This window comes from Peribacillus deserti, assembly GCF_016909175.1.
GTDB classification, from domain to species: domain Bacteria; phylum Bacillota; class Bacilli; order Bacillales; family DSM-1321; genus Paraperibacillus; species Paraperibacillus deserti.
Map to the genome: position 1 here is coordinate 85,061 of NZ_JAFBFI010000004.1, position 19,005 is coordinate 104,065.

Here is a 19,005-nt window from a genome sequence, read left to right on the forward strand (position 1 = left end):
TCATGATTTGGATATCCTATTTCTTCTTTTCTTCCTCTAAAATAGCTTCCATCTGTTTACTCCCATGAGCTGCCAGCATATGGTCCGGCTGGACTTCAACTGCCTTGTTCATTTGTTCAAGTGCGGCAGGGACGTTATCAGTCAACGCATAGGCAACCCCTAGATTATAGTACGCATCTCCATGCTCAGGGTCTTTTTCTATCACTGTTTTCAATTCCTTAATAACCTCTTCATATAGCTCAGCGTGAGCTAAACAAAGTGCATACTGAAATCTTGCTTCAGCATCTTCAGGATTTAATTCAACACTTCTTTGCAGGTAAGGCATCGCCAGCTTTGGCTGATCCAGCTGCATCAGCGTTAACCCAAGCATGAAGAATGCGTCTGCATTATCAAGGCCTGTCTTAACAGCCTTTTCATACATATCTTTAGCTTCCATAAATTTATCTTTTTCAAAGTAAAGATTCCCCAGTGAGTAATAGGCAGCTGAAGCACTTTTATCGATTTCTAAAGCTTTGTTAAAGAAACTAATTGCTTTTTCATTTTCACCGACAGCTGTCAAAACGTTACCAAAGTTAATATAACCCACAGGATCTTTCGGGCTTTCTTCAATCACCTCAGAAAAAAGCTTTACTGCATCTTCATATTTTCCTTCTTGCATATATTGAATGCCTAGCATGTTTTTATCCATCGATTTACCACTCTCCAATAATTCTACAAAAATTATAACATAATTCATAAAAGCATTGCCTGCGTCGCTAATCCGAGAGACTTATCAAGGCAGCACTCCGCATTCATTGTCTCAAGCTGTCTACTCCCTTTGACTGCTTGAGATAAAAACAAAACGGGCAGACCTTAAAAACGGCCTGCCTGGTGGTTATCCTACATAAGTTAATCTATTGCTGCCTTTATATACCTCATCAATGGTGCCTCCGCCCAAACATTCATCGCCATTGTAAAAAACGACTGCCTGTCCTGGAGTAACAGCGCGAATTGGTTTTTCAAAAACCACTTCTGCTGAATTCTCCCCTGTGATCCGGACAGTTACTTCATTGTCTTCCTGACGGTATCTGAATTTAGCTGTACAGCTAAATTCCTGAGTTCTTTCTTTAGCAGATACCCAGCTGACATTTACAGCAGATATAGAGGTTGAGTACAAGCTTTCATGGTCAAATCCTTGTTCAACGTATAGAATGTTCTCAGCTAAATCTTTTCCTACTGCGAACCACGGTTCACCGCTGCCGCCAATGCCAAGTCCATGGCGCTGTCCGATCGTATAATACATTAAGCCATCGTGTTTACCTTTTATTTCTCCACTCAGGGTCTGCATCGTTCCAGGCTGAGCAGGCAGATAGTTTCCAAGGAATTCTTTAAAGTTTCTTTCACCAATAAAGCAAATGCCTGTGGAATCTTTTTTGGCGGCAGTTGCCAGATTTGCTTCCTTAGCAATTTCCCGCACCTTTGGTTTATCGATTCCGCCGAGAGGAAACATTACTTTTTCAAGCTGGTCCTGTGTCAGCTGATTCAAGAAATAAGTTTGATCCTTGTTTTCGTCGATCCCTCTAAGCATTTTATACTCACCATCACGGAATTCGACCTGCGCATAATGGCCAGTCGCCAGATAATCTGCACCTAGATTCACCGCATGCTCCAGGAATGCTTTAAACTTAATTTCTTTATTGCACATTACATCAGGGTTCGGCGTTCTCCCTGCTTTATATTCATCAAGGAAATAGGTGAATACTTTATCCCAATATTGTTTTTCAAAATTAACGGCATAGTATGGGATGCCGATTTGGTTGCACACCCGGATGACATCATTATAATCTTCTGTTGCGGTACAAACGCCATTTTCGTCTGTATCATCCCAGTTTTTCATGAAAATACCGACTACATCATATCCTTGCTGCTTTAACAATAAGGCAGCCACAGAAGAGTCTACTCCTCCTGACATACCCACGACAACACGGGTATCTTTAGGTGATTTATTCATGGTTTCACCCCTTTATGAATTTACCTTAAGCGGTAAGTCTTTTAATAATTTTAGCTGTCTCTCTGGCAGCTCTTTCTATATCTTCATCTGTATTAGTAAATCCAAAACTAAAACGGATGGAATTGGCAGGCCTGTCTGAATTTTTACCAAACATAGCGACTAAAACATGTGAAGGGTCAATGGAACCTGCTGTACAGGCAGAACCGCTGGACACCGCGATGCCTGCCAGATCAAGATTTACCAGCATAGCTTCAACATTGGTTCCTTCAAAACTAATATTGAATACATGTGGAAGAGCATACTCTTCTGACCCGTTAATTGCAAATGTCACGTCTTCATTATGAAGAATTTCTTTCAAGATCTTTTTAAAGGCAGTGTATTTGATTCTTTTTTCATCGGCAGTGCCTTGAGAAATCCGGACCGCCTCTGCGAAGGCAGCTATACCTGGAACGTTTTCCGTCCCTGCGCGTCTTTTTCTCTCCTGTTCCCCGCCATAGGAATAAGGAGTGATTTTTAATCCATCCTTTACATACAAAAAACCGATTCCTTTAGGACCATTAATTTTATGGGCAGAAACGGACAATAAATCGATGCCCATATCCTTCACATCAATCTTTTCCATTCCATATGCCTGGACTGCATCCGTATGGAAAAAAGCCTGATGGTCTTGTAAAAGTCCAGCGATTTCTTTAACTGGCTGTATCGTGCCTACTTCGTTATTTCCATACATAATGGTAACGAGGATCGTATCCTCTCTTAATTCCCTTTGAAGATCCTCTATAGCAATCCTTCCATCCTCATTAACAGGCAGGTAGGTCACTTCATAGCCCTGTTTTTCAAGGTTCTGGCAGCTATGCAATACGGCATGATGCTCGATCTGCGTGCTGATAATGTGCCGGCCTTTTTGGCTGTGGGCATGAGCAATACCCATAATGGCCAGATTATCTGCTTCCGTTCCACCGCTCGTAAAAATAATCTCCTGCTCTGAAGCATTTATACTTCTAGCGATAGCAGCCCTTGATTCATCTAAAATGTGCCTTGCTTCACGGCCAAATGAATGGATGCTTGAAGGGTTGCCGAAATGCGCCTTCATAGCTTCTGTGTATTTTTCTATAACTTCAGGATGCATGGGAGATGTTGCTGCATGATCCAAATAGATTTTTACCAAAACAAGCTCCCTCCTATCAGGGTTTTAAAGGCAGAAGCCTTATATATAGAACATGTAAGAATCTGTATTTCCATCATCTTTGTAACTGGCGAGGTCTTGTAGTGTAGTATTATCTAATACATTTTTTACTGCATCGCGGATTCTTATCCACAATTCCCTCTTAGCCGGCTCCTCATCTTCAATGCCTTCCACCGGGCTGATCGGGCCTTCTAGTACGCGGATAATGTCTCCAGATGTTATTTGTTCAGGCTCTCTCCCCAGCAGATACCCGCCATAAGCTCCGCGGATGCTTTTTACAAGACCTGCATTTCTAAGGGGCGCAATCAGCTGTTCAAGATAATGCTCGGATAAATCATGTGTCTGTGCTATTGCCTTCAGTGACGTCGGCCCCTCACCATGCTTCCGTGCCAATTCAATCATGATGGTAAGTCCATAACGGCCTTTTGTCGATATTTTCATATCCTACACCTCTATCAAAAAATAAGTTATATGTATCCCACTATAAGTTAATCCGTCATGTAATCATGGCGAAAATAGTTTAGAATTCTTCTCGCAAATGCTTTTGAAATTATAGCATATTCAAGAATTCAATGCATTTTAAGTTTACCATATTGTATGTTAAAGTAAGGAAAACAACTAAGTATTATCGGTTTTTCTTAATGGACAGGCTAATTTCCGCACTAATGTTGTTGCGGAAGGCGGGAGACTCCTGCGGGAAAAACGGTATTGTCTAGCTGCGGACTGACACCTTCGGTCATAAGCCAATCGCCATCAAAAGGCAAAAAGCGCCTTTCGCTTGCGCTCGTCTTATGTCTGTCAGGCGTCTGACTTTCTATATAGTAGTTTTTTAAACGAGTTTATTCATCACAATTCTCTAAAAAAAAGTACCTTAAAAGTCACCGTCCTCCGCTTTTCTATTAAGGGAGACCCCGCAGGAGTATTACGCCGAGGAGGCTCCCGGACCGCCCGCGAAAAAGCGAGTGTCTGCAGCAGAAATCAACAGACAAATTAAACAAAGCTTTATGACAATACATGTTTCGGAGAGATGTTAATGAATATAAAGCCTCTGGCGTTTCGAATGCGCCCAAAACATATAGATGAAATAATCGGCCAGAACCATCTGGTGGGTGAAGGGAAAATTATCAGAAGAATGGTCAAGGCTAAACAGCTTGCTTCCATGATTTTATATGGCCCCCCGGGTATCGGGAAAACGTCAATAGCCAGTGCTATTGCCGGAAGCACAAAGTTTGCTTTCCGTAGTTTAAATGCGGTCACAAACAATAAAAAGGATATGGAGATTGTAGCCCAGGAAGCAAAAATGTCAGGAAAAGTCATTTTACTTTTGGATGAAGTCCATCGCCTGGATAAAGCTAAACAGGACTTTCTCCTGCCTTTTCTTGAAAACGGGATGATCACTCTTATTGGGGCGACAACAAGCAATCCATACCACGCGATCAACCCGGCAATAAGAAGCAGATGCCAGATTTTTGAATTGAAGCCGCTCGAACCAGGGGACATCGTGCTTGCTTTAAAAAGAGCGGCATCTGATCCAGAACGGGGACTCGGCGGCCAAAAAACCAACATTCTTGAAGAAGCTTATCTTCATCTCGCTTCAGCCTCAAACGGTGATGTGCGCAGTGCTTTAAACGCCCTTGAGCTTGCAGTTCTGTCAACTGAGCCAGACCAAGACGGCGTCATTGTCATCGATGTGGCAGCAGCCGAAGAATGCATCCAAAAAAAGAGCTTCTCTCACGATAAAGATGGAGATGCCCATTATGATGTTTTATCGGCCCTCCAAAAGTCAGTCCGCGGCAGTGATGTAAATGCTGCAATGCATTATTTAGGAAGACTGATAGAAGCGGGAGACCTGGTAAGCATCAGCCGCCGGCTTGTAGTTATGGCCTATGAAGATATCAGCCTGGCTAATCCTCAGGCTGGACCTCGCACCCTGGCAGCCGTGGAAGCTGCAGAAAGGCTCGGCTTTCCCGAGGCGAGAATCCCGCTTGCAAACGCAGTTGTCGAGCTATGTTTATCTCCTAAATCTAACTCAGCTTATATGGCACTGGATTCTGCCCTTGCTGATATTCGCAGCGGGAATTATGGAGATGTGCCTGATCATTTAAAGGATGCCCACTATAAAGGAGCTAAAGACCTGGGGAGAGGAATTGGCTATCTTTATCCTCATGACTATGAGAATGGATGGGTTAAGCAGCAATATCTTCCCGACAAGCTTGCAGGAAAGAAATATTACAAACCGAAATCTACTGGAAAATTCGAGCAGGCGCTCTCAGCCGTTTATGAAAAAATAGAAGGTTCAGGCAGCATTCCTAAAAGGAATTAAGCCTGAACCTTTATTAAATAAATCATATAATCAACTTTTTTCGCAGCATATTACCGGCGGGATTTTTCTTCATTCACTCTATGGATGTGGATATCCCTGACAATATCCCGTATAACCCAGCTGGCTGCAATCAATCCTGCCACCGATGGGACAAATGCATTGGAAGAAGGAGGCATCTGTGCCTTTCTTATCGGAGCTTTATCATTCCCAACCTCTTTCCGTACCTCTTCTCGAATGACTATAGGACTCTCATCAGAAAATATTACAGGAATTCCCTTTTTAATTCCTTCTTTTTTTAATCTTGTACGAATTACTTTTGCAAGAGGATCTGTATGGGTTTTGGAAATATCAGCAATTTGGAACCGGGTTGGATCCATTTTGTTGGCTGCACCCATGCTTGAGATTATTTTAATATTTCTGTTCAGGCATTCTTTCATTAAATGAATTTTATAAGAAATGGTATCGGAAGCATCTATTACATAGTCCAATCCATAGCTGAAGAATTCTTCATACGTTTCTTCTGTATAAAACATTTTTAAGGAGATTACTTCACATTCAGGGTTTATGTCTTTAATTCTTTCTTTCATTAAATCCGCCTTGAATTTTCCCACAGTAGATAAAAAGGCAATATTTTGTCTGTTAATATTCGTTATATCTACATCATCTTTGTCGACAAGAATTAATCTGCCAACTCCAGACCGGGCTAGTGCTTCAGCAGCAAATGAACCTACTCCGCCGATTCCAAGCACGGCTGCTGTTGTATTTTTTAATGTATCCAATCCCTCTTTGCCGATTGCCAGCTCATTCCGGGAAAATTGATGAAGCATTTGTCTCACTCCAATTATCATGATCTTTTCTTTTGGCTGTTTTCGTAAACTTTTTTGCTATCATCCAACAAATTGAGTTGTTGATATCAGCGAAAGCATGCTCGCTTTTTCGCGGGCGGTCCGGGAGCCTCCTCGACGTTACACGTCTGCGGAGTCTCCCTTAATAGAAAAGCGGAGGACGGTGACTTTTAAGGTACTTCTTTTTAAAGAATTGTGATGAACAAACTCGTTTAAAAAAACTACTATATAGAAAGTCAGACACCTGACAGACATAAGACGAGCGTCAGCGAAAGGCGCTATTTGCCTTTTGATGGCGATTGGCTTATGACCGAAGGTGTCAGTCCGCAGCTAGACAATACCGCTTTTCCCGCAGGAGTCTCGCGCCTGCAGTGAAGAATCACCATAGTGCCAACATCAACATATCATTTCTTCTAGTAAAATATATCATATCTATTTAATTACACAAAAAACAACATAAAAAAACCTGTGCGCATTTGACACAGGCATTGTCTGGCTTATGTAGGTGTAAGAGCCCCAATTGTGCCGTCAGTGCCATAGTTTTGAACCCGCTCTCAGCAGGTGGGTGCCCTGTTCTAGGCATTAGTAAGTCCTCTTCAAAGAAAGGCTTGTACGCAGCTTGGAAACTCAGGCTCCCGAAACTATAATTGTTCGGTCAAAACGTATAGAGGATTAAACGAACACATCAGGACTCTTACTTATTGATGTTATTCTAACACAGCTTACACACTCATTTCAACAAAAGAGAAATAGGTCTTTATTCGCTTTTTTCTGTCTTCAAAGCAAGGTGCAATTCGTCCAGCTGAGCTTTGCTTACTTCTCCCGGTGCCTTTGTTAACAGGTCACTTGCACTGGCTGTTTTAGGGAAGGCAATGGTATCTCTAAGGTTTGTTCTTCCCGCAAGAAGCATCACTAAACGGTCAAGCCCAAGAGCAATTCCGCCGTGCGGAGGAGTTCCATACTCAAATGCTTCTAACAAAAAGCCAAATTGCTCTTTCGCTGCTTCTTGAGAGAATCCAAGAGCTTCGAACATTTTCATTTGAACATCTCTTTCAAATATACGGATAGACCCTCCGCCTAATTCATATCCATTCAACACAAGATCATAAGCCTGTGCTTTCACGCTGCCTGGGTCCGTAACAAGCTTATCCAGGTCTTCCCTGAAAGGCATTGTGAACGGATGATGAGCTGCAAAATATCGGCCGGATTCTTCGTCGTATTCAAGCAATGGCCAATCTGTAACCCAGAGGAAGTTAAACTGTTTTTCATTGATCAGGTTTAACTCTTTGCCAAGCTTTAATCGTAACGCTCCAAGTGAATCGGCCACAACACTCTTTTTATCTGCAACAAAGAGCAATAGATCCCCAGGCTCTACAGAAAGAGCTTCTCTTAACTGCGTTTGTTCTGCTTCACCAAAGAACTTGGCGATCGGTCCTTTTAACCCGTCTTCTTCTGCTTTAAGCCAGGCCAGGCCTTTCGCTCCGTAAATCGCTGCGAACTCACCAAGAGCATCAATGTCTTTTCTGGAATATTTAGAAGCTGCCGACTTTGCGTTAATAGCCTTTACTTCTCCACCTGAAGCAACAGCCCCTGAGAATACCTTAAAGCCGCTTTCTTTCACCAGCTCAGAAACATTTATCAATTTCATTTCGAACCTTGTGTCTGGCTTATCTGAGCCATATGATCCCATCGCTTCCTCATATGTCATACGCGGCAGCGGGTGATTTAATTCGATGCCTTTTACTTCTCTCATTACTTTATTCATCATTTTTTCTGTCAGCTCGATGATATCTTCCTGACTCATAAAGCTTGTTTCAATATCAATCTGTGTAAATTCCGGCTGTCTGTCAGCACGAAGATCTTCGTCACGGAAACAGCGCGCAATTTGATAGTAGCGCTCAAAGCCAGAAACCATCAGCATCTGTTTAAATAGCTGGGGCGATTGTGGAAGAGCATAAAATTCCCCGTCATGAACACGGCTTGGCACAAGATAATCACGGGCTCCTTCAGGAGTGCTTTTTGTCAGAATTGGTGTCTCAACATCCAAAAACCCTTCGCCGTCCAAGAAATTCCGGATTGCCTTTGTGGTCTGATGACGCATTTTAAATGTTTCATACATCACTGGGCGGCGAAGATCTAAATAGCGGTATTTAAGCCGCACATCTTCAGAAACATCCGTAGTATCTGACAATACAAAAGGAGGTGTTTTCGCTTCATTCAAGATTGTTACCTGCTCAGCCTGCACTTCAATTTTGCCTGTTTTTAGGTTGGGATTGATCGTGCCTTCTTCCCGAGCGACTACAGTTCCTTCAATATCTAAAACATATTCGTTTCTAATCCGTTCTGCTAGATCTAATGCTTCCTTAGAATGACCTGGATTGAATACAACTTGAACAATTCCTGAACGGTCACGAAGATCGATGAAAATCAGGCCGCCCAAATCGCGCCTTTTTTGAACCCAGCCTTTAAGTGTTACTTTTTCTCCAATTGCTTTTTCTGTTACTTCTCCACAGAAGTAGGATCTTCCAAACATCTCTTTTCCCCCTTAAGCCTGCAGTCTGCTAAATTCTTCTACAAATGAATCAAGGCTGACTGAAGTCTGTTCTCCGGTTGTCATGTTTTTCACACTTATTTTATTTTCAAGAAGTTCATCGTCACCAAGCACTGCAACGAATTTTGCGTTAAGCCTGTCAGCTGCTTTAAACTGAGCTTTGACTTTACGGTTTTGATAATCACGGTCTGCAGAGAATCCCTGAAGGCGAAGCGCCTGAGTCAATTTAACGGTATAATCCTTAGCTGCATCTCCCATAGCTACGAAATAGCAGTCAAGCTGTGTATCTACCGGCAATGTAATGTTCTCGGCTGCAAGTGCCGAAATTAACCTTTCAATGCTTAAACCAAATCCAATTCCAGGGGTTTCGGGCCCCCCCAGCTCTTCAACTAAACCATTATACCTGCCGCCGCCGCAGAGTGTTGTGATAGCGCCAAATCCTTCAGCATCACTCATAATCTCGAATGCTGTGTGATTATAATAATCGAGGCCTCTAACAAGTGTTGGATCTACTACAAATTGAATATCCAGGTCGGTCAAGTATTGTTTAACTTTATCGAAGTAGGCGGCTGACTCATTGTTTAAGTATTCCAGGATAGATGGAGCTGTCTTCATAAGCTCATGCTCACGATCTTTTTTGCAATCTAGAATTCTCATCGGATTTTTCTCAAGCCGGTTCTGGCAGTCAGAACAGAATTCATGAATCATTGGTGAAAAGTGGGCCATCAATGCCTCTCGGTGTGCTGTTCTGCTATCTTTATCGCCCAGACTGTTTATCACGAGTTTAATTTTTCGAAGGCCTAATTCCTTATACAGATTCATAACAAGCGATATGACTTCTGCATCTATAGCCGGGTCGGAACTTCCGAGCGCTTCTACCCCGAATTGTACAAACTGGCGGTACCTTCCTGCCTGCGGTCTTTCGTAACGGAACATTTGCGCAAAATAAAACAATTTTACTGGCTGATTCGGCAGCCCAAACATTTTATTTTCTACATAAGACCGAACAACTGGTGCTGTGCCTTCCGGACGAAGCGTCAAGTCTCTTCCTCCGCGGTCCTGAAAGGTATACATTTCTTTTTGGACGATATCCGTCGTATCTCCTACTCCTCTTAAGAACAATTCAGTGTGCTCGAATAAAGGGGTGCGGATTTCTGAATATTGGTATCTTCTGCTTAAATCTCTGGCTTTACTTTCGATATACTGCCAAATCTCTGACTGGCCGGGCAGAATATCCTGTGTACCTCTAGGAATCTGAATGGACATACAACCATTCCTTTCTCTTCAATATAAATCTATAATTTCAGGTTAAAGACCAATAGGGAAGCCTAAAAAAACTAAAAAACCCCCGTCCCCTGTAAACTTAATTACAAGGGACGAGAGTTTGGAATTCCCGTGGTGCCACCCTGGTTGAAGTATAACAAAAATACTTCCACTTTTAACAGTTAACGCCTGTATACGTTCATCTCCTACTATGGATACCATTTCAGAGCGAAGCCTACGGAGTGTTCTTTCATCAAGCCATCAGTAGAAATGCTTTCAGCCTAAGGACATTTCCTCTCTATTCATCCGGTTCTTAATTACTCTTCCCCATCATTGGTTTTGCGATAAATATGTATTTTCATTTATTTACTAATAATACGTACCGAGGTTTACATTGTCAAGGAAATTCAAGATCTTTCAATACGTTTTTTTAAGTGTTTAACTTCTCTCACATTCAAGCCGAATTCTGAAGCCAGCTCAACCATAGAGGAGCTTTCCTCTCTCTGAATGAAGTTATGAAAGTCTACACCGAAAATCTGGCTGCTTCCGTTTGCACTTATCATACCTTTATCACTAAATCTCAATGGAAACCCTCCTTATTATTTTATGCAAATAAATGAGATTATACATTCCTGTCAATTCACTATTCACTCTTACTATCCTGTCCAATTTTAAGAATTTATTTCGCTGTTAGGAAGGGTTTTTACGGGTGCTTACCGAATTTCCTTACTTATTCGCATGAACCATATTTTTTTAGCTTAATAAGGTGGAATGGTTGATGGAAAAATCCATAATTTTATGTCTTATCAGTATCCTGCTGATCACGGCCAGTTTTTTTCCGGCCGAACTTAAAGCAAATGCTGAAAAGGGACAGATACAGGTTATAACCGACGTTATAAATGTACGGGAAGCTCCGGATTTAGCCTCTCCGATCGTAACGGAAGTCTCTTATGGGGAGATCTATCAAATAACAGCTGAACGGAGCAACTGGATTCAGATTACTCTTGAGGGCGGCAAAAAGGGATGGGTTGCGGGGTGGCTGATCAGCAGGATAAGACAAAAGGAGAACAGTAATTCTGAATTAACCCCTTTAGCCCATGCCGTGGTGTCAGCGGATACTTTAAGAATTCGAAATGGCCCCGGTAAGCAGTTTCAAATAATCGGCAGTCTTACTGGAGGCAAGGAAGCTGCCATACTCGAAAAAAATGAGAACTGGGTTAAAATTAATACAGATGAGATTACAGGCTGGGCAGCTGCCGAGTTTTTAACCGAAAAAAAAGAAGAGAAACCAAAGAGCAAAAAATCAAAAGAAAAAAAGCAGGACTCTGTCCATAAAATTGCAGAGGTTACTGCAGATGGATTAAACATCAGGGAGACTCCTGCAATGGATGGCAGGGTCATTGGGAAAGTCACTAGAGGCACAAGCCTCCCTTTTCTAAAGGAGAACGGCGACTGGATAAAAATTGAATACCAAGAAAGCACTGGCTGGATTAATAAAGACTTTGTGAATATAAGCCCTTCCTCAAGCACCGATAAGAGCAGGGTTCCTGAATCAAAGAGTGGCACCCTTGCAACTATTACTGCCCAAAGCTTATATATTAGAGAAACGCCCTCTTTGAATGGGAAAGTCGCCGGAAGAGTTACAAAAAATAAAACCTTTACCATTTTAGAAGAAAGAAACAGCTGGGTAAAAATTGAGTTTCTAGAAGGGAAAACAGGATGGGCTGCCAGCTGGTTCTTAGAGAAAACCTCAAATAAGGAACAGAAGCCAGCTCAAAAGGATATCAAGGGAAGCAAAATCAAAATTTTATATAACGGAACAAATTTAAGAGAAAAAGCGGATGCAAATTCCACCATCATGAGAAGAGCTAAGGAGGGAGAGATTTTTACTGCCGCATCCATTCAAAATAATTGGTATCAGCTCCAATTAGGAAAAGGAAAAACAGCATTCGTAGCCGGCTGGATGGTTTCTGTAAACGGCAGTGGACCCCAAATTCAAAAACCTGGAGCAGAAAAGCATTTAAAAAACAAAGTCATTATTATTGATCCAGGCCATGGCGGCAGGGATAACGGGACAACAGGAACACAAGGAAACCTTGAAAAAAACATTACTCTCAGAACAGCCTTATTATTATATGACAAATTAAAAGCAGCTGGAGCAAATGCTATTCTCACAAGAAATACCGATACATACATATCTTTAGAATCCAGAGTAAGGCTTTCCCATCAATACAATGCAGATGCGTTTCTCAGCATCCACTATGATGGCTCTGCTGAAAACAACGCAAGTGGAATAACCACTTATTATCTGCACGGCTATCAGGAAAGTCTTGCAAAAGAGCTGCATCATTCTCTTAGCGGGCTCGTAAAACTGACTGATAGAGGTACAAGACAAGGAGATTACCATGTACTGAGGGAAAATAAACGCTCTGCAGCTTTATTGGAATTAGGCTACCTGAGTAACCCAGCAGAGGAGCAGACCATAGTGAGCGGCAAATACCAGGAAGAAGCCGCAGCCGCGTTATATAACGGCTTAGCCTATTATTTTAACGAATGATAGGAATGCGGCCGCTGATGCGGCAGGAACGGAAGCCGGATGATGTACTAGATTTTAGAGTGAGGTGGAATTCTGCAAAGATTGCAGCAATAGATACCATGACTCAACACGCTATAGAGTTTGTAAAAATAATGCGCTGTTAGTCGAATATGAATTTATTTGAGCTGTTATTTTTCGAAATGATATGAGCCGGTTTTCGAATTTTTTGCGCTGTCTTTAAAATAAATGCGCCATTAGTTAAAATTTATGCGCCGACTCTAATCGAAGTGAAAATTTTTGAGAGACTTGGAACAGAAACCGTCATTTTTAATGTAAATGCGTCAACACGCTCCGGATTGCATATCTCTGAACTCATGCCATTTAAATATTCACAACCTCCTCAAAGACTACAGCAAAAGGCCAGGTTCCTAAGAACCTGGCCTGTGTAAATTATCTATCCTTGCTATCAACGATCAGTGTCACCGGGCCATCATTGATCAGGCTGACTTCCATCATGGCTCCGAATTCACCTGTTTCAACGTGGAATCCTTTTTCCTGAAGCAGTGTGTTAAAGATCTCGTATAATCCTTTTGCTTCATCAGGCCTGGCTGCAGCCATAAAGTTCGGCCTTCTTCCTTTTCTGCAATCACCATATAAAGTGAACTGCGATACAGATAGGATGGAACCTCCTGTATCTTTTAACGAAAGATTCATTTTTTCATTCTCGTCTTCAAAAATGCGGAGATTTCCGATTTTTTCTGCAAGATAGGCTGCATCTTCCTTTGTGTCGCCGTGAGTCACTCCGACAAGCAGGACGAGGCCTTTATCGATCTGGCCGATTGTCCTGTCATTTACTTTGACAGAAGCTTTTCCCGACCGCTGTAAAACGACTCTCATAAAAAAGCTCCTTCTTCAACATGATGTTTAATTCATGATTCTTCGTACTGCATATATGTCATGAATCTGTTTAATTCTTTCGACCACCTTCTGCAGGTGGTTTACATTATTGATGGAAATGGACATGTGAATGGTGGCTACTTTGTTCCGGTCAGATTTGCCCGAAACAGCTGATATATTCGTTTTCGTTTCATTTACAGCCTGAAGCACCTCATTTAATAGTCCGCTTCTGTCATAGCCGTTTATTTCAATATCTACATTGTACTCTTTGCGTTCATTGAGACCGCCTTCCCATTCTACAGGAATTAAGCGGTCTTCCGCTTCTTCACTCTGCAAATTGGTGCAATCAGACCGGTGGACGGAAACTCCGCGGCCCTTTGTAATAAACCCAACGATATCGTCACCCGGAACCGGGTTGCAGCATCTGGATAGACGAATCAAAAGATTATCAATATCCCTTACCCGGACACCTGATTCTTTTTTCCTGCTGTTAGGGAACGTTCTAAGATCCGCTACGGTATCTTTTAGTGTTGTTTCCTGTTCTTTTTCTTTCTGTTTCCGCCATTTTTCAGTCAGGCGGTTCGCTATTTGAGCAGCCGTAATTCCGTTGTATCCGACAGCAGCATACATATCTTCTTCATTAGAAAAATTAAACTTATCGGCCACTCTTTTAATATTGTCCGAGGTTAGAATCTCTTTAAGATCAAAGTCCATGCTGCGGATTTCTTTTTCCACAAGCTCTTTTCCTTTTTCGAGATTTTCATCGCGTCTTTGTTTCTTGAAGAATTGCCGGATTTTATTCTTGGCCTGAGAGGTTTGGGCAAGCTTAAGCCAATCCTGGCTGGGTCCATAAGAATGCTTAGAAGTTAAGATTTCAATAATGTCCCCGGTTTTAAGCTTATAGTCGAGCGTGACCATTTTCCCATTAACCTTAGCGCCAATGGTTTTATTTCCTATTTCCGAGTGAATTCTATATGAGAAATCAATTGGAACTGACCCTGATGGAAGTTCTATAACATCACCTTTAGGAGTAAATACATACACCATATCTGAGAATAAATCGATCTTCAGGCCTTCCATGAATTCCTCTGCGTTTGTTGCATCATTCTGGAATTCTAATATTTCTCTAAACCAGCTTAATTTATTTCCAAGCTGTGTCGGTGTATCTGCTTTTTTATCTTCCTTATAAGCCCAGTGCGCAGCAATCCCAAATTCCGCTATTCGATGCATCTCCGTTGTACGAATCTGCACTTCTAAAGGATCTCCCTTTGGACCGATAACGGTTGTGTGCAGGGATTGATACATATTGGGTTTAGGCATGGCGATATAATCCTTGAAGCGGCCAGGCATTGGCTTCCAGCATGTGTGAATAATGCCGAGTACGGCGTAGCAGTCTTTTATATTGTTCACCACAATCCGGACTGCAAGAAGATCATAGATTTCACTGAACTGTTTATTCTGCAATGCCATTTTACGGTAAATACTATAGATATGCTTAGGACGGCCGGAGATTTCAGCATGAATGTTTACGTCATTAACTTGATTTCGCACTTCTTCGATAACGTCATCCAGATATTCTTCTCGTTCTGCACGTTTTTTCTTCATTAGATTAACAATTCGGTAATATTGCTGTGGATTTAAATATCTTAATGCGGTATCCTCCAGCTCCCATTTAACCTTTGAAATCCCGAGACGATGGGCAAGCGGTGCGAATATTTCTAACGTTTCATTAGAAATCCGGCGCTGCTTTTCAAGCGGCAGGTGTTTAAGCGTCCGCATGTTATGAAGCCGGTCTGCGAGTTTAATTAAGATAACCCTGATATCCTGAGCCATGGCTACAAACATTTTTCTGTGGTTTTCAGCTTGCTGCTCTTCCTGAGATTTATATTTGATTTTCCCCAGTTTCGTAACTCCGTCAACAAGCATGGCTGTTTCCTTGCCAAAAGCATCCTTAAGATTATCTAACGTTATATCTGTATCTTCCACCACATCATGCAAAAAACCGGCAGCAATTGTAGACGCATCCATTTGCAAATCTGCCAGAATGCCTGCTACTTGTACCGGGTGGATAATGTATGGTTCTCCTGATTTACGGAATTGGGTTCTATGAGCGTTCTCAGCGTATTTAAAAGCTTTCTCCAAGAAATCGACATCTTCCGCACTTAAGTAATCCTTTGCCTTGAGTATCACCTGATCTGCACTTAATATTTGTTCATTTGCCATTCAATCACCTTTTTATATATAAGAATTATCCGTACAAAGATAAGTTGTAGTATACTCTATTCTCTAAAATCTGGTTCGCTTTATTTAACCTAATTGTAACTATTATCAAAGTAAAAGTTCAATCTGTAAAGGGAAAATAACCTGTTTTGCCATTCTTCTCATAATTTCCCTGTCAAATTCGGACAATTTTTGAAAAAACTGCGTATATTTTATCAATTGTAACAGAAAAGGCACTCTATGAGCCAATAGAGTGCCTTTTCCGTTACAATCTTATTAATATTTCATAAGTGTTAAAATATCATAGTCATTCAACTTACTTCTTCCATCCAGGTAAGAAAGTTCTATAAGGAAGGCTATTCCAGCCACTACGCCGCCTAATTCCTCTACAAGTTTAATGGTTGCTTCAATTGTTCCGCCAGTTGCCAGAAGGTCATCGGTAATTAATACGCGCTGCCCAGGTTTGATCGCATCTTTGTGAAGCGTCAGCACGTCACTGCCGTATTCAAGGCCATACTGTACTTTAATCGTTTCACGAGGGAGCTTGCCTTCTTTTCTGACAGGTGCGAAACCTACTCCAAGAGCATAAGCCACTGGGCACCCAATGATAAACCCTCTGGCTTCAGGTCCCACGACAACGTCAATTTGCTTTTCACGGGCATATTCAACCATCTGGTCTGTTGCATACTTATATGCTTCACCATTATCCATCAGGGTTGTAATATCTTTAAATTTAATTCCCGGTTTCGGCCAATCTGGAACGATTGTAATATATTGCTTTAAATCCATTGTTTATTATCCTCCTCAAGGAATACGGTTTCCTCTATTAATTGATTAAACTTATCATATAATTCACGGTAAGAGGAATAAAGTAGTGCTTGTTCCAATTCAAATTGCTCCTGCTTTTGGCGATATGTATCTGAATCGCTCAATTCCCGTTTTTTCACATTTTTATTTAGTGTAATCAATCCATTGTCTATTCTAACAAATTCTAATTCAAAAAACACCTGTGACATAAATTCAACAGTTTCTTTTGTCCATCCTCTGTATTTTGCCAGCTGATCTCCGTGTGTTTTTAAATTAAAGGTTTCCCTTTTAGCCAAAAAGGCATAAAACCACTTAAAGTGCTCCCGAGTCGGCCTTGTGCTGAAAAAATGGTTTTGCACTTGATGAAAATGAGCATAAATCCGTTCGGGCTGCCTGCCCTTTAGTAACTTTTCCAAAGCGGCACTGCTTTTCGGCATATCGAACAAAACTAGATTCATTCCATCCAGGGCATCCATGTTTTCAGTGGTTTCTTCAAGGAGAACAGCCTTACTTTTTAATTCATCGTTTAAGCCATTTAATGTACTTTCATTAAACACGATTAGTCTTAATGTACCTTCGGGAATATGGTCAAGCCATTTAGAAACAGGCCGTACTCCCCGGCAGTCAAACAGCTGCCAATCTGATACAGACAAATCAGCCAGAAAGATCTGTGGTTTCCTGACATTATTCCATTCATTAATGGAAAGCTCACCTATTACGGATACCCTGGAATAAGGGGAAATATGATCATAATGAACACCCAGTCCGAATCCTACACCATCAAGTTCTGCCTCCCCGTTATCAAGGATGATCTTAAGATGCTTTTGATCAGCTCCTATTTTTTTAATGGAATCCATCGGAACTGATTCAATTAATATAAGCGGCTTTGGGTTGCCCATTCCAAAAGGGGCAAGCATTTCTAATTCCTCAATGGCCGATAAGCTGATTTCTTCCAGAGTAATCTTGCTGTCGAGTTTTGTAATAGGAGTATAATCCTCCTCAGACAGCTGCTCGCCTGCAAGTTTATTCAGCCTTGTTCTCAGCTCCTGCACATCTTCGAGATTCAAAGTCATGCCCGCTGCCATTGGGTGGCCTCCGAAATGCGGCAGGATGTCACGGCACTTAGATAAATTAGCAAACAAATCAAAGCCTTCGATGCTCCTTGCAGATCCCTTGGCTATCCCTTTTTCTTCATCGAAACTAAGAACGATTGCAGGGCGGTAAAACTTATCAACGAGCTTGGAAGCTACTATGCCGACGATTCCTGGATTCCAGCCTTCTTTTCCGATGACGAGAATTCCATTGCTGTCAGGCGGATAATGGTCTTCTACTTCCCTTATAGCCTCTTCGACCGTTTCACTTACGATTTTCTGCCGCTCTTTATTCATTTCATTTATTTCAGATGCAATGATTTGTGCTTCCTCACTGTCATTAGAAAGCAGCAGTTCAACAGCAGGATAAGCACTGTCAAGCCTTCCAGCCGCATTGATTCTAGGTGCAAGGCCGAAGCCAATAGATTCTTCATTAATTTCTCTTTGCTTGATATTCGCTGTTTTAAACATGGCCAAAAAGCCAGGGCGGCTTGTGTGCCTCAACTTCTTAATGCCTCTTGCTGCAATCAGTCTATTTTCTCCAAACAGCGGCACCAGATCAGCAATTGTTCCAATACTTGCAATATCTAAGAGTTCTTCAGGAAGCTCTCCCTTCAGTGCATGGGCCAATTTAAAGGCGACACCTACTCCTGCCAGATCCTTATATGGATAATTGCTCCCGGGCAGCTTCGGATGAATAATAGCCAGCGCTGCAGGAAGCTCGGCTCCTGGTTCATGATGGTCTGTAATAATATAGTCCACACCAGCATTTTGCAAGAACTCAGCTTCTTTTACGGCAGAAATGCCCGTATCCACGGTAATGATTAGACTGACTCCATTATTTAAAGCCTGTTCAAAGGCTGGAATATTAGGGCCGTATCCTTCTGTAAACCGGTTGGGAATATAGTATTCTACCCTTGCACCTAATTCTTTTAAAGTAATCATGAGAATGGCAGTACTGCTGACACCGTCCGCATCATAGTCACCGAAAATTAAAATCTTTTCTTTTTTATCAATTGCTTTATATATTCTGTCGACTGCCTTCTGCATGTCATTAAAAAGAAATGGATCATGAAAAGGTTCATCGTTATTAAATAAAAAAGTCCGTGCCGATTCTGCGCTTGCTAGTCCACGGTTTACCAATAACTTTGCAGCCAGAGGTGTTATATTTAATTGCTGTACAAGGTCATTAACTGTCTCGCTGTCTGATTCGTTCACGATCCATCGAGTTTTTGATTTAAGCATAAATTCACCCCTTAACCTTCCTTATTATACAAAAGTGGCTAAGGGGTTTCA

Annotated in this window: 14 protein-coding genes, 1 other RNA gene and 1 other annotated feature; of the genes, 2 read left to right on the plus strand and 13 right to left on the minus strand. The window is 41.7% G+C overall.

Translation table 11 applies throughout. The annotated features are described in order from the left end of the window. Nucleotides 1-16: 16 nt before the first annotated feature. From JOC77_RS06095 to cymR, 4 genes are all read right to left on the minus strand, one after another. Nucleotides 17-688 carry a tetratricopeptide repeat protein gene (locus JOC77_RS06095; RefSeq protein WP_204540254.1) on the minus strand — a complete coding sequence of 224 codons (672 nt, stop codon included), beginning with the start codon at nucleotides 686-688 and terminating at the stop codon, nucleotides 17-19. A gap of 186 nt (nucleotides 689-874) precedes the next feature. Further along, nucleotides 875-1,990: a tRNA 2-thiouridine(34) synthase MnmA gene (gene mnmA, locus JOC77_RS06100; protein ID WP_204540257.1), complete on the minus strand. Its 1,116-nt coding sequence runs from the start codon at nucleotides 1,988-1,990 to the stop codon at nucleotides 875-877. Between the two features lie 25 nt (nucleotides 1,991-2,015). Further along, nucleotides 2,016-3,158, minus strand: coding sequence for a cysteine desulfurase family protein (locus tag JOC77_RS06105; RefSeq protein ID WP_204540260.1), 1,143 nt, complete (start codon nucleotides 3,156-3,158; stop codon nucleotides 2,016-2,018). Between the two features lie 39 nt (nucleotides 3,159-3,197). Then, nucleotides 3,198-3,617, minus strand: a complete 420-nt coding sequence (gene cymR, locus JOC77_RS06110; protein WP_204540263.1) for a cysteine metabolism transcriptional regulator CymR — start codon at nucleotides 3,615-3,617, stop codon at nucleotides 3,198-3,200. A gap of 592 nt (nucleotides 3,618-4,209) precedes the next feature. Here cymR and JOC77_RS06115 point away from each other — a divergent pair. Continuing rightward, nucleotides 4,210-5,499 (plus strand): replication-associated recombination protein A, encoded by a 1,290-nt coding sequence (locus tag JOC77_RS06115; RefSeq protein WP_204540265.1) that lies wholly within the window; start codon nucleotides 4,210-4,212, stop codon nucleotides 5,497-5,499. A gap of 50 nt (nucleotides 5,500-5,549) precedes the next feature. Here JOC77_RS06115 and JOC77_RS06120 read toward each other — a convergent pair whose 3' ends face one another. The 5 genes from JOC77_RS06120 to JOC77_RS06140 form a co-directional block, all read right to left on the minus strand. Beyond that, a complete protein-coding gene (locus JOC77_RS06120; protein ID WP_204540268.1) occupies nucleotides 5,550-6,326 on the minus strand; it encodes a tRNA threonylcarbamoyladenosine dehydratase in 777 nt (258 codons plus the stop codon). Nucleotides 6,327-6,853: 527 nt separating this feature from the next. Beyond that, nucleotides 6,854-7,039, minus strand: a non-coding RNA gene (gene ssrS / locus JOC77_RS06125) — 6S RNA. Nucleotides 7,040-7,101: 62 nt separating this feature from the next. Continuing rightward, nucleotides 7,102-8,877: an aspartate--tRNA ligase gene (gene aspS, locus JOC77_RS06130; RefSeq protein WP_204540271.1), complete on the minus strand. Its 1,776-nt coding sequence runs from the start codon at nucleotides 8,875-8,877 to the stop codon at nucleotides 7,102-7,104. A gap of 12 nt (nucleotides 8,878-8,889) precedes the next feature. After that, entirely contained in the window at nucleotides 8,890-10,161 is a 1,272-nt protein-coding gene (gene hisS, locus JOC77_RS06135) for a histidine--tRNA ligase (protein WP_204540273.1), read from the minus strand. A gap of 103 nt (nucleotides 10,162-10,264) precedes the next feature. Then, nucleotides 10,265-10,501 (minus strand) — a binding site (T-box leader). 64 nt (nucleotides 10,502-10,565) lie between these two features. Further along, nucleotides 10,566-10,742: a hypothetical protein gene (locus tag JOC77_RS06140; RefSeq protein ID WP_204540276.1), complete on the minus strand. Its 177-nt coding sequence runs from the start codon at nucleotides 10,740-10,742 to the stop codon at nucleotides 10,566-10,568. A gap of 194 nt (nucleotides 10,743-10,936) precedes the next feature. Here JOC77_RS06140 and JOC77_RS06145 point away from each other — a divergent pair, with 194 nt between their 5' ends. Beyond that, nucleotides 10,937-12,715, plus strand: coding sequence for an N-acetylmuramoyl-L-alanine amidase family protein (locus tag JOC77_RS06145; RefSeq protein ID WP_204540278.1), 1,779 nt, complete (start codon nucleotides 10,937-10,939; stop codon nucleotides 12,713-12,715). Between the two features lie 429 nt (nucleotides 12,716-13,144). Here JOC77_RS06145 and dtd read toward each other — a convergent pair whose 3' ends face one another. The 4 genes from dtd to recJ form a co-directional block, all read right to left on the minus strand. After that, the gene (gene dtd, locus JOC77_RS06150; RefSeq protein ID WP_204540280.1) at nucleotides 13,145-13,591 is read right to left on the minus strand and encodes a D-aminoacyl-tRNA deacylase; all 447 of its coding nucleotides are present in this window, start codon (nucleotides 13,589-13,591) and stop codon (nucleotides 13,145-13,147) included. A gap of 27 nt (nucleotides 13,592-13,618) precedes the next feature. After that, a complete protein-coding gene (locus JOC77_RS06155) occupies nucleotides 13,619-15,814 on the minus strand; it encodes a RelA/SpoT family protein (protein WP_204540283.1) in 2,196 nt (731 codons plus the stop codon). Nucleotides 15,815-16,087: 273 nt separating this feature from the next. Beyond that, nucleotides 16,088-16,600 (minus strand): adenine phosphoribosyltransferase, encoded by a 513-nt coding sequence (locus JOC77_RS06160; protein ID WP_204540286.1) that lies wholly within the window; start codon nucleotides 16,598-16,600, stop codon nucleotides 16,088-16,090. Beyond that, a complete protein-coding gene (gene recJ / locus JOC77_RS06165; protein WP_204540290.1) occupies nucleotides 16,591-18,954 on the minus strand; it encodes a single-stranded-DNA-specific exonuclease RecJ in 2,364 nt (787 codons plus the stop codon). Before recJ ends, JOC77_RS06160 begins: the two co-directional genes overlap by 10 nt. Between the last annotated feature and the right edge of the window lie 51 nt (nucleotides 18,955-19,005).